The following is an 11,760-nucleotide window of genomic DNA, read 5'->3' as shown; positions in this document are numbered from 1 at the left end:
AGGCGGGCTTGCGCGGTGCAATGGCGCGGGGAGCTAAATACCGTCAGCCGTCAGCCGTCACCGCGTCACCGTTCAACGCATGCAGATCGGAAAACTGGATCGCGTACCTGACCAGTTCGGCGCGTCCGCCCACCTGCAGCTTCCTGCGTACGTGGAGCCGATGCGTCTCGACGGTCCTTACCGAGGTGCCCAGCCGTTCGGCGATCTCCTTGTTGGAGCAGCCATCGGCAAGCAGCCTGAGCACCGTGGCTTCCTTGGGCGTGAGCATCCGGCGGGGGGACGGCGGGGGCTCGTCCGCGGGCAGGTAGCCCTGCAGCTCCTCGTTCAGGTAGGTGCCGCCCGCCGCGACGGTCCGGATCGCGGTCACGAGTTCGCGCGCCGGCGCTTCCTTCAGGACGTAGGCGGCGACGCCGAGCGCAAAGGCCCGGCGCACGTATTCTGGATCCTTGTGCATCGAGAGCGCGACGATGCGTATCGACGGGAACCGCTCGGCGAAGCACGCGGCGAGCTGCAGGCCGTTGGCGTCGGGCATGTGGATATCGGAGACGACGAGATCCGGGCGGAGTGCTTGCGCCAGCGCGACGGCGTCCTCCACATTGGAGGCTTCGCCCACCACGGTCATCTCGCCGGTGGCCTCCAGGCGCAGGCGAACGCCGTCCAGCACGAAGGGATGGTCATCGACGAGCAGCACACGAAGGTTGGAGGTCATGCGGCAGGGCTCCTGGTGACGTGACGATGGCCGGCGGGTCCGGCACGCGCATGGGTTCCGGGACGGGCACGTACAGGCGCACGGCGATACGCGTGCCCTGCGGCCCGGTGTGGATGGCGAAGTCGCTGCCCTCCAGGCTCTCGATCCGTTCGCGCATGTTGCGCAGGCCGATGCCGCCCTTGCCGTTGGCGCGGACCTTCTTCAGGTCGAAGCCGCGGCCGTTGTCCTCGATGGTCAGCTCGACGTGGCGTCCGTGGCCGTTCAGCGTGATCTGCGCCCAGCCCGCATGCGCGTGCACGAGAACATTGTTCAGGGCCTCTTGTGCGACGCGGTACAGCGCGGTGGCCTCGGCCTGCGACAGGGCCGGTATCGCGCCATGCTCGGCAAAGCGCAGGTCGACGCCGCACTGCGGCCGCCATTGCTCGACCAGCATGCGCAGCGCGGCTGCCAGGCCAAGATCGCTGAGCAGGGCGGGATGCAAGCCGTGCGAGACGCGGCGAATCTCGATCAGCGCTTCCTGCAGCCGGCCCAGTCCCTGCGACAGCAGGTCCTGCGGGTTGTGCCGCGGCGCGGATGGCCGCTGATGCTCCAGATGGACCTGGGCCGTCTCGAGCAGGTACTTCGACGACACGAGCACCTGCACCACGCCGTCGTGCAGCTCGCGCGCGACGCGGGCGCGCTCCTCTTCCTGCGAGCTCACGACGCGGCGCGCCAGCCGGCGCAGGTTCTCGCCGGAGATCCGGGAGTTGCGCAGGTTCAGCGCGAGACCGCCCAGGCTGATCAGCATGATGGTGCCGAGCGCGAAGGCGCTGAGCCGTATCTGCGTATCGCGCAGGTTGCGGGCGGCATTGGCATCGAATGCCGCCAGCTCGCGCTCTACGTCGTCCATGTACAGGCCGGCGCCGAGAATCCATCCCCATTGATCGGCGGTCCGCACGTACGACATCTTTGGCGCTTCGGTGCCCGAAGACGGTTTGGTCCAGTTGTATCGAACAATGCCGCCGCCGTCGCGGGCCTTGTTGATCAGCAGCATCGCCTGGTCGCTGCCGGCATCGGCGGGGTCGCAGAAATCGACGCCTTCGATACCCATGCTGCCCGGGTCCAGCAGGAGATTGCCGAGGCGGTCGTAGACGAAGAAATAGCCGTCGTTGCCGAAATGCATGCGCGAGAGCGCCGCGAGCGCGCGCTGCTGCAGTGCCGCGTCCTCGCCGCTGTCGCTGGCGATGCGCACCAGCGTGGCGTGGCCAAGGTCCACGTAGTGGCGCAGCTCCTTTTCCTTGCTGGCGACGTACATGGCCTGGACCTGCGCGCGGTCCTGCCTGGCGTGGCTGACCATCTGGTCCGAGACGGCCCACGTCACGAGGACGAAGGCCAGCAGCATGAGGGCCGCCGACAGGGCGATCGTCCTCATGCGAATCGTCACGCTTTGCAGGCGCGGGAACCAATGGATCATCGGGGGGGCATCAAGGAGGCGGTCGTAGCTCGCATCGGCGGCCCGATCGGAAAGCCGCCGACGAAACAGCGCGGCGGCGTCGGTCGCATGCCCACGCCGCCGTAGAGATGGATTCCTCCCCCTCAATCGATGTATCGAAACAGCGTGTGCGCGTGTGTCTGGCCACGCTTTGCCATGCTGTTTCCCGACCCCTTGTGCCAAGCGGCCGACGAGTGTGTCAGGCCGCGATGCATTTGAAAGCTAAGCCGTTTCACCGCAAAAGGCAAGGAGCGACAGGGCCGCGCGCGTGCCGCGCGAAGGCGCAAAAAGAAAATCCGGACGACTACCGATAACAATGCAGACATGGCGGGCGCGATCGCGCGACAGAGGCGCATGCCGCGCAGCGGCATCGCAAGTCGCCCATTACCTGCGAGCCGGCGATGCTCCATGGAGGTCGCTGCAAACCAGGACGGGCTCGGCGCCATGCCGAGCCCGTCGCCACCGCCGCGCGGCGACGCTTGCCGCTCAACCCACCGGAATCGGATTGGCCACCAGGCTCTCGTTGAACCCGTGCACGAACGCATGCTCGTTGGCGCCCGGGTTGTCGCGCAGCGGCACCACGTCGGCCACGATCGCCTCTTCCGCGTCGGTGGCCAGCGCCGCCATCGTCTGCTCGATGAACGCGTCCAGCGGCATCGCGCGCGGGTCGTCGCTCTTGTAGATCAGGTCGGTATTGACCCACGGCGGCGCGATCTCCTGCACGCGCACCGACGTGTTGCGCAGCATGAAGCGTTGGGACAGGGCGTACGAGTGCAGCGCCGCCTTGGTCGCCGAGTACACCGCGGTGGTGGCGAGCGGCACGTAGGCCAGCACCGAGGTGTTGTGGATCACCACCGAGCGCGGCTGGCGCTTCAGGTGTTCGATCAGGGCCGAGGTCATGCGGATGGGGCCCATCAGGTTGGTGACGATGGTCGACTGCATGGTCGCTTCGTCGATGGCGCCGTCGGCCTGGTCGAAGGGCATGATGCCGGCGTTGTTGATCAGCACGTTCAGCGTCGGGTAGTCGCGGATCAGCGTCGAGGCGGCCGCCTCGATGCTGGCCGGGTCGGCGATGTCCAGCTGGATGGCGGCCATGCCCGGATTGGCGGCGGTGACTTCCTCCAGCAGCTTGGTACGCCGGCCGGAAATGATGACCTTGTTGCCGAGCTTGTGAAAGGCTTCGGCCAGGCCGCGGCCGATGCCGGAGGTGCCGCCGGTGATGAAGATGGTGTTGTTGGTGAGTTGCATGTTGGTGTCCTTGAATTTCGTTGTCGTCGAAGTCGCTCGGTAGCGCTTGGAATGAATTCTATGGACCGGCGCAAAAGTCCGAAATGACCAAAAGCCAGCAAAAACGGACATGGCGGCACAGCGGTGCGAAAGCGGCGATGCGCACTACAATGGGCGCTTTACCGGCCTTGCCGCCGCGCCGCCCACGTTCAACCGGTCGACCGGTCCAACCGCGCTTTCCCGTATCCCATGCCAGCACGTATCGGTCTTATCGTCTTCCCGGGCTTCCAGGTTCTCGACCTGGCGGCGCTGACCGTGTTCGAACTCGCCGGCCAGAGCCGCAAGCCAGCCGCCTACGAGGTGATGGCGCTGTCGCATGGCGGCGGCATGGTGGTCAGTTCTGCGGGCGTGCGGATCGATACCGAGGCGATCGGGCGGCGGCACTACGACACGCTGATGGTGGCGGGCGCGACGGTGGTGGCGCCCACCGAGCCGGAGCTGATCGCGGCGCTGCGCCGGGTCGCGCCGCGCACGCGGCGCCTGGCCAGCATCTGCACCGGGGCCTTCATCCTGGCCGAGGCGGGGCTGCTGGACGGCAGGCGGGCCACCACGCATTGGGCGCTGGCGCGGCAGCTGGCCGTCACGCATCCGACGGTGACGGTGGAAGAGAACAAGATCTTCGTCAACGACGGGCCGGTCTGGACCTCGGCGGGCATGACGGCCTGCATCGATCTGGCGCTGGCGCTGGTCGATGCGGACGTGGGCGGCGAGATCGCGCGCTCGGTGGCGCGCAAGATGGTGATCCACTACCGCCGCACCGGCGGGCAATCGCAGTTCTCCACGCTGTCGGAGCTGGAGCCGAACTCGGACCGCATCCGCGCGGCGCTGGCGTTCGCGAAGGAGAACCTGCGCGAGCCGCTGTCGGTGGAGCAGCTGGCGGAGCAGGTGCACTGGAGCCCGCGGCATTTCAGCCGGGAGTTCCAGCTGCAGACGGGGCTGACGCCGGCCAAGGCCATCGAGAAGCTGCGGCTGGAGGCCGCGCGCTCGCTGATCGAGGACGGCGAGTCGTCGATCGCGCGCGTGGCGTCGGTGACGGGCTTCGGCGACGAGGACCGGATGCGCCGGGCCTTCCTGCGCACGCTCGGCCGCCCGCCGCAGGCGCTGGTACGCGAGGCGCGGTCGCGCCGCGACGAAGGCACGCTGGCCTTCGCTCCGGCAACGCACTGAACGCGGCGCGCCGGGCCGGGCTCCCCCACCACCTTGACCTTATCGGCGACGAGGCGGAAGCGATTCGGGCAGCCTGGCGAGGAAGTCCCGTATCAGCTCGCAGACGGGGTCGAAATGGGTTTCCAGCAGCCAATGCCCGCCGTCGGTCAGATGGAATTCGGCGTTGGGCAGGTCGCGCAGATAGGCGCGCCCGGCCGCCTCGGGCATATAGCCATCGCGGGGCCCCCAGACGACTAGCGTGGGCGGCTGGTGCTCGCGCAGGAAGGTCTGGTAGCGCGGAAACCAGTCGTCGATATTGGCCTTGAGCGCGCCCATCAGCCGCACCGCGAGATCGCGGCGCGCGGGCGTGTTCATCAGGGGCCAGTGCAGCTTCCACAGGTCCGGGGGAATGAGCGCGGCATGTTCCTCCCCGACTTCGCCGACGAATTCATCGCGGAAGCCGTGCTCGCTGACGGCCTGCTCCAGCGGGGCGCGGTTCGCGGGCGAGGGGTCGGACCAGTATCGCCGGATGACCTCGTACTTCGGTCCCATTGCATCCTCGTAGATATCGCCGTTCTGCACGATCAGCCCTGTGATGCGCGACGGGTCGCGCATGGCAAGGCGCAGCCCGATCCAGGTGCCGTAGTCCTGCAGATACAGCGCGAACCGCTGCAGGCCGACCGCGTCGGCAAAGCGCCCGAGCAGGGCGGCATAGTCGTCGAAGCCGTAGCCGAACGCTTCGGGGGGCGGGGTATCGCTGTAGCCGAAGCCGGGATAGTCGGGTGCGACGACGCGCCAACGGTCGGCCAGCGCGGGCAGCAGCCGGCGGAACTGGAACGAGGAGCAGGGATAGCCGTGGGGCAGCAGCACGGCGGGGGCGTCGGCCGGACCGGCTTCGCGATAGAACAGACGGATGCCGTCCACATCGACGAAGCGATGCGCTATGGCGGCCGCAGCGGCGGGGGCGTTCGATGCGCTCATGTTTTTCTCCGGGAAGGCCCGCGGCAACGAGGACGCGGGGCGAGGGAAAGAAACGGATCGACGCTCAAGGATAGCCAACCGCGGCGAAGTTCGCCGACCGCCGCCCTACAGCCACCCGGCCCGATGCAGCTTGCGCCAGAGCACGGTGCAGGCGACCGCCGTGAAACCGATCACGGCGGGATAGGCGAAATGGAATTTCAGCTCCGGCATGAATTCGAAGTTCATGCCGTACAGGCTGAACACCACCGTGGGCACGGCCAGGATGGCGCCCCAGCCGGCCAGGCGCTTGACCACCTCGTTCTGTCCCACGGTGACCAGCGCGAGATTGACTTGCACCGCGGTGGTCAGCATCTCGCGCACCACGTCCAGCGTACGCAGCAGCCGGCTGGCATGGTCCTCGATGTCGCGGAAGTAGGCGCGCAGTTCCTTGGGCACCAGGTCCTCGTGCAGGCGGATCAGCTGCCCGCACATCTCCTCGATCGGATAGACCGCGTTGCGCAGCCGCAGCACCTGGCGCTTGATGTGGTAGAGGCGTTCGATGGTGCGGCGGTCGAACTCGTCGCGAAACAGCCCCTGCTCCAGCTGCTCGAAGGTGTCCTCGAGCCGGTTCACGATCGGCATGTAGTGGTCGACGATGAAGTCCATCAGCGCGTAGAGCACGTAGCCCGGCCCGTTGGCCAGCCCGCGCGGATCCATCTCGCAGCGCTCGCGCACCGGCGCATAGGTGCTGCTGGCACCGTGACGCACCGAGACCACGTAGCTGGGGCCGATGAAGATATGGGTCTCGCCCATGATCACCTCGTCGTCCACCAGTTGCGCGGTATTGAGGACGATGAAGAGAGAGTCGCCGTAGGTCTCCAGCTTGGGCCGCTGGTGGGCGTCCAGCGCGTCCTCGACGGCCAGGTCGTGCAGGCCGAACTCGTGCTGCACGCGCCGCAGCAGTTCCAGGTCGGGTTCGTGCAGGCCGAGCCAGACGAAGGTGCCCGGGGTGCCGATCTCCTCGCTGATATCGTCCAGCGGCACGTCGCCGAGCCGTTTGCCGTTGCGGTAAGCCATGCTGTTGACGATCGCGCCCATGGGGACTCCAGTGCCGGAATGCCGTGATCGTAACAAGGGCGGGCCGCCCGTGCCGCTGCAGACCGTATTGCTGTGACGTTCGATGGGTCGCGCGCGCGCGCGGCGCGCCGCATGCCGCACTGGCGCGCCGCGCGCGGCCATTTGTTACAGTTCGCGGTGGCGAGGCAGTTAGAATGTCGCATTTCCACGGTCACCCGGCTATGTCCCAGAAGAAATCGCCACACTTCGAGCTGCGCAGTGGCAATGTCGACGCCCTCCTTCTCGCACTGAACACCGCCGACGCGTCGGCGCTGCGGGACGACCTCCTCTCCCGTTTCGAAGCGACCCCCGATTTCTTCTCGAACGACGTCATCGCGCTGGACTTGCGTTCCCTCGAGGACGGCCAGCAGCTCGCGCTCGATACCGTGATCGATACGCTCTCCACGCTGAAGGCGCGCGCCATCGGCGTGGTCGCCCGCGAGGCCCAGCGCCCCTGGGCGGAGGCGTTCGGGCTGCCGCTGCTGGACAGCCAGAGCCGCCGCGGCGGCAAGGGCGCCCCGGCGAACGGCCAGGCGGCCCGGGACGGCGAGGAGCGCGCCGCCGCGCCTGCCCCGGCGCCCGCCGCGCCTGCCCCGGCGCCCGCCGCGGCCCCGGCCGCCGAGCCCGCCCGGCCTGTCCCCACGCTGCTGATCGACAAGCCGCTGCGCTCGGGCCAGCAGATCTACGCGCAGGGCGATGTGGTCATCCTGGACGTCGTCAGCTATGGCGCCGAAGTCATCGCCGAAGGCAATATCCACGTCTATGCCCCGCTGCGCGGCCGCGCGCTGGCGGGGGTCAAGGGCAACGCCCAGGCGCGCATCTTCTGCACGTGCCTGGAGCCCGAACTGATTTCCATCGCCGGCATCTACCGTACCGCCGAGCAAGCGCTGCCCGCCGACGTGCTGGGCAAATCGGCCCAGATACGGCTGGCCGACGAAAAACTGATTCTCGAGCCGCTGCGCATGAAGTAAGGCCGGCCGAGCCCGCAACACCGCATCGCAAGTTTGAACATTACTGGACCAAGAGCCATGGCAAAAATCATCGTTGTGACCTCCGGCAAGGGGGGCGTAGGCAAGACCACCACCAGCGCCAGCTTCGCCACCGGCCTGGCCTTGCGTGGCCACAAGACTGCCGTGATCGATTTCGACGTCGGCCTGCGCAACCTGGACCTGATCATGGGTTGCGAGCGCCGCGTCGTGTACGACCTGATCAACGTGGTGCAGGGCGAAGCGAACCTGAACCAGGCGCTGATCAAGGACAAGAAGTGCGAGAACCTGTTCATCCTGCCGGCCTCGCAGACGCGCGACAAGGACGCGCTCACGCGCGACGGCGTCGAGAAGGTCATCAACGGCCTGATCGACATGGGCTTCGAGTTCATCGTCTGCGATTCGCCGGCCGGCATCGAATCGGGCGCCCTGATGGCCATGTACTTTGCCGACGAGGCGCTGATCGTCACCAACCCGGAGGTGTCCTCGGTGCGCGATTCGGACCGCATCCTTGGCATCCTGGCGTCCAAGACCAAGCGCGCCACCGAGGGCGGCGACCCGATCAAGGAACACCTGCTGATCACGCGCTACAACCCCAAGCGCGTGCATGGCGGCGAGATGCTGTCGCTGACCGATATCCAGGAGATCCTGCGCATCAAGCTGATCGGCGTGGTGCCGGAGTCCGAGGCGGTGCTGCACGCATCGAACCAGGGTACGCCCGCCATTCATCTCGAAGGCACGGACGTGGCCGACGCCTATGGCGACATCGTGGACCGCTTCCTCGGCAAGGAAAAGCCGATGCGCTTCACCGACTACCAAAAGCCGGGCCTGCTGTCGCGCCTGTTCGGCACCAAGTAAAGGAGGGCTGAGCCCATGTCGATCCTGTCCTTCCTGCTGGGAGAAAAAAAGAAATCCGCGTCGGTCGCCAAGGAGCGGCTGCAGATCATCCTCGCCCACGAGCGCACCGGCCATTCGGCCCCGGCCGACTACCTGCCGGCCCTGCAACGCGAGCTTGTCGCGGTGATTTCGAAGTACGTGAAGATCAGCGATCAGGATCTGCGCGTGAGCCTCGAACGCCAGGACAATCTCGAAGTGCTGGAAGTCAAAATCGAGATCCCTCAGGGCTAACCCTTAGGGGTTTGCATGGAGGCGCCGATCGGGGCGCCTTGCGCCGAAACGCCCGTATTCACGGGCGTTTTTTCATGGTCCGGCGAAGCGCACGCTGCCCCGCGGTGCACCAAACCGTGGCGGTGTCGCGGCGGGACAACGCTTTTGCACCAACAGCGTCCCCGCCGCCGGAATGGTGCGCGGATTTGTGTCTAAACCTTTTCTGTTTTGATAAATTTTCGCGGCGTCTACCGACAACGTAGAGCCATGCCGCCGCGATCCGGTGGCAATACCACAAGACAGAAAAGGAGCACCATGAAGAAATCGGCCATCACTCTCGCGCTCGGCAGCTTGCTCGCCGGAAGCGCCTATGCACAGACCTCGGTGACCCTTTACGGTATCGTCGACCAGAGCATCCGCTACACGACGAACGCCAATGCCGCCGACAACAGCCTCGTAGAGCTGACCAACGGCGCAATCACCAACAGCCGCTGGGGCATGAAGGGCAGCGAAGCGCTGGGCAACAACCTGAAGGCGATCTTCCAGCTGGAAGGCGGCTTCGATCCGGATACCGGCCGCGCCAACCAGAACAACAGCCTGTTCGGCCGTCAAGCCTACGTCGGCCTGTCCGGCGACTTCGGCACGGTCAAGCTGGGCCGCCAGTACACCGAAGGGTTCAACCTGTTCGGCGACTTCGATCCGCTGACCATCGGCAACTACAACCAGAACGCCTGGCCGTACTTCCTGACCCAGCTGCGCAACAACAACGTGGTCAGCTATGACGGCAAGTTCGGCGGCCTGAACGTCGGCGCCAGCTATGGCTTCGGCGAAACCCCGGGTAGCGTCCGTACCAACCAGTACTGGGGTACCCGCGCTTCGTACGCCTTCGGTCCGTTCGCGATCGGCGGCGTGTTCCAGGAAATCCGCGTCGGCGCTGACAACAAGCAGCAGATGTGGGGCGTGGCTGGCCGTTACACCACCGGCCCGGTCAAGCTGTTCCTGGGTTATATCGGCGGCAAGGACGAGACCGGTGTCATCGACAACGCGTACATGAATCCGGCTCCGGCCACGTCGCGCAACCTGGTCCCGGCCGGCGGCAACCACGCTGCCAACCCGCGCGAGGACATGATCGGCTACTTCGGCATGACCTATCAGCTGACCCCGGCCCTGGCGCTGACCGGCGCGTTCTACTACGACGACATCGACAACAAGGATGGCGTCGCAGGCAACGATGGCAAGCGCTACACCGGCGTGCTGCTGGCCGAGTACGCGCTGTCCAAGCGTACCCAGGTGTACGGCACCGTCGACTACAACAAGGTCAAGGACGGCGCCATCACCGAACTGCCGGGCAAGAGCAACCAGACGGGCGTGGCAGTGGGTATCCGCCACATCTTCTGATCGTCGTCACGACGCTCAGGCAACGGATGGCAAGAAAGCACCTTCGGGTGCTTTTTTGTTGGGCGCGCGGCGCCGGCTCGGCACGAGCGCCGGCAGTGCCAGCCGCCATTCGACCGCGCCATCGGCTTGCCGCTCGCCGCAGCTCAGCAGCGCCCCGCCATGGCGATGCAGCACTCGCCGGACCAGCAGGCCCGCCGGCGCCGCGGCGGACAGCGCCTGCGTAGCGGCATCGCCTGCGCCGCGCGCGCGGATCGCGAGGTGCACGCCGGCGACGGGATGCCGCCGCAGTTCGACGTCGCAGCCGCCGGCGCGATGGCGGCACAGGCAGACGCGTTCCAGCATCACGCCGATTGCCTCGCCCAGCATGCGGGCATCGGCCCGCACCCACGCTTCGTCGGCGTGGGCGCGCAGGCGCGGCGCCCCGCCGTCGCGGCAGCCACCTTCGGCGTCGCCCCACCAGCGTGACGCGATCCTGTGTTGCAACAGCGCCAGCAGATCGAGCGGCGCCATGCGGTACGCATGCCGCGGCTCGCGCAGCAGGGCCGCCAGTTCGTCCGCCAGTACCAGGGCTTGCCTGGCCTGGCCGGACACCTGCTCGACGAAGGCATCCCCGGGCAGCGCCCGCAGCCGTTGCAGATCCGACAGCGCAAGGATGGCGGCGGCCGGCGCGCGCAGGTCGTGCGCCACGATGCCGGCCATGGCCTGCCACACCTCGGCATCGGGCGCGGCACCGGCCGCGCAACCGGGGCGACGCCGCAGCGCCGACAGCAGCGTCCTCACGAGCCCTGCCCCTGCAGGCATTCGAGCCGGTAGCCGTGGGTGTAGATCGGCGTGAGCCGCATGCCGTTCTCCAGCCGCAGGCCGAGCTTGCTGCGCACGCGCGACATATGCGTATCGATGGTCCGCGACAGCGGCGAGACCTCGCGGCCCCACACCGCCGCGACGATATGGTTGCGCGCGACGATCCGGCCTTCGTTGCGGAACAGCAGCAGCGCGAGGTCGAATTCCTTGGGCGTGAGCCCGATGGCGCGGCCGTGGTGCGTGACCGTGCGCGCGCCCAGATCGAACACATAGCCGCCGAGCGACAGCGGCGCGCCGGTCTGCGCGGGGTCGGGACTCAGGCGCCTGACCAGCGACTGGATGCGCGCCAGCAGTTCCCGCGGCCGGATCGGCTTGACCATGTAGTCGTCCGCCCCCGCGGTCAGCGCCTCGACGATGTCCTCCTCGGCCTGGCGGCAGGTCAGGAACATGACCGGCACATGGCGGTCCAGGTTGGCGCGCGTCCACAGCAGCATGTCGTGGCCGCTCATGTCCGGCACCTGCCAGTCGAGCAGCAGCAGGTCGAAGTTGTCGTCGCGCAGCGCCAGCAGCAGCGACTGGCCCGCTGCGAAGCTGACGCAGGTATGCCCCGCGTCGGTCACGATCCGATGGATCCATGCCGCCTGGGCGGGTTCGTCCTCCAGCGATGCGATTCTCATGCCCATGTCCGTAGGCCCGCATGGCGGGCAAAAGGGGTAGCCATTTCCGCGCACGGCGATGGCGGCGCGGTGTCACGATCGCGTGGCACGCCGCCATGCCGC

General features: G+C 67.2%; 12 protein-coding genes. 5 read left to right on the top strand and 7 right to left on the bottom strand.

Features of this window, described 5'->3' with window-relative positions; all coding sequences use genetic code 11:
- Positions 1–43 precede the first annotated feature (43 nt).
- From LDO27_RS22450 to LDO27_RS22440, 3 genes are all read right to left on the bottom strand, one after another.
- On the bottom strand, positions 44–709 hold the full coding sequence (locus LDO27_RS22450) for a response regulator (protein ID WP_224044081.1): 666 nt from the start codon (positions 707–709) through the stop codon (positions 44–46).
- Positions 675–2,120: a cache domain-containing protein gene (locus LDO27_RS22445; RefSeq protein ID WP_224044080.1), complete on the bottom strand. Its 1,446-nt coding sequence runs from the start codon at positions 2,118–2,120 to the stop codon at positions 675–677. The genes LDO27_RS22450 and LDO27_RS22445 overlap by 35 nt, the downstream gene beginning before the upstream one ends.
- Positions 2,121–2,666: 546 nt before the next feature.
- A complete protein-coding gene (locus tag LDO27_RS22440) occupies positions 2,667–3,428 on the bottom strand; it encodes an SDR family oxidoreductase (RefSeq protein ID WP_224044078.1) in 762 nt (253 codons plus the stop codon).
- 228 nt (positions 3,429–3,656) lie between these two features.
- On the opposite strand from LDO27_RS22440, the gene LDO27_RS22435 reads away from it, so the two are divergent.
- Positions 3,657–4,634 (top strand): GlxA family transcriptional regulator, encoded by a 978-nt coding sequence (locus LDO27_RS22435; protein ID WP_224044076.1) that lies wholly within the window; start codon positions 3,657–3,659, stop codon positions 4,632–4,634.
- Between the two features lie 39 nt (positions 4,635–4,673).
- Here LDO27_RS22435 and LDO27_RS22430 read toward each other — a convergent pair whose 3' ends face one another.
- Both LDO27_RS22430 and LDO27_RS22425 read right to left on the bottom strand, forming a co-directional pair.
- Entirely contained in the window at positions 4,674–5,594 is a 921-nt protein-coding gene (locus LDO27_RS22430) for an alpha/beta fold hydrolase (RefSeq protein WP_224044075.1), read from the bottom strand.
- Positions 5,595–5,699: 105 nt separating this feature from the next.
- On the bottom strand, positions 5,700–6,671 hold the full coding sequence (locus LDO27_RS22425; protein WP_224044073.1) for a magnesium and cobalt transport protein CorA: 972 nt from the start codon (positions 6,669–6,671) through the stop codon (positions 5,700–5,702).
- Positions 6,672–6,871: 200 nt separating this feature from the next.
- On the opposite strand from LDO27_RS22425, the gene minC reads away from it, so the two are divergent.
- The 4 genes from minC to LDO27_RS22405 all read left to right on the top strand — a co-directional run bounded on the left by minC (position 6,872) and on the right by LDO27_RS22405 (position 10,180).
- On the top strand, positions 6,872–7,660 hold the full coding sequence (gene minC / locus LDO27_RS22420; RefSeq protein ID WP_224044071.1) for a septum site-determining protein MinC: 789 nt from the start codon (positions 6,872–6,874) through the stop codon (positions 7,658–7,660).
- Between the two features lie 57 nt (positions 7,661–7,717).
- Positions 7,718–8,533, top strand: coding sequence for a septum site-determining protein MinD (gene minD / locus LDO27_RS22415; protein WP_222202931.1), 816 nt, complete (start codon positions 7,718–7,720; stop codon positions 8,531–8,533).
- Positions 8,534–8,548: 15 nt separating this feature from the next.
- A complete protein-coding gene (gene minE / locus LDO27_RS22410; protein ID WP_006164360.1) occupies positions 8,549–8,803 on the top strand; it encodes a cell division topological specificity factor MinE in 255 nt (84 codons plus the stop codon).
- Between the two features lie 294 nt (positions 8,804–9,097).
- A complete protein-coding gene (locus tag LDO27_RS22405; RefSeq protein WP_222202929.1) occupies positions 9,098–10,180 on the top strand; it encodes a porin in 1,083 nt (360 codons plus the stop codon).
- A gap of 15 nt (positions 10,181–10,195) precedes the next feature.
- On the opposite strand, the gene LDO27_RS22400 is transcribed toward LDO27_RS22405, so the two are convergent.
- Both LDO27_RS22400 and LDO27_RS22395 read right to left on the bottom strand, forming a co-directional pair.
- Complete coding sequence (locus tag LDO27_RS22400) at positions 10,196–10,960, bottom strand: histidine kinase (protein ID WP_224044069.1); 765 nt, start codon at positions 10,958–10,960, stop codon at positions 10,196–10,198.
- Positions 10,957–11,658 carry a response regulator transcription factor gene (locus tag LDO27_RS22395; RefSeq protein ID WP_222202927.1) on the bottom strand — a complete coding sequence of 234 codons (702 nt, stop codon included), beginning with the start codon at positions 11,656–11,658 and terminating at the stop codon, positions 10,957–10,959. The genes LDO27_RS22400 and LDO27_RS22395 overlap by 4 nt, the downstream gene beginning before the upstream one ends.
- Between the last annotated feature and the right edge of the window lie 102 nt (positions 11,659–11,760).

Source organism: Cupriavidus respiraculi (assembly GCF_914271545.1).
Lineage (GTDB): Bacteria > Pseudomonadota > Gammaproteobacteria > Burkholderiales > Burkholderiaceae > Cupriavidus > Cupriavidus respiraculi.
The sequence above is the reverse complement of the archived record's forward strand: the minus strand, read 5'-3'. Positions and strand labels throughout refer to the sequence as shown.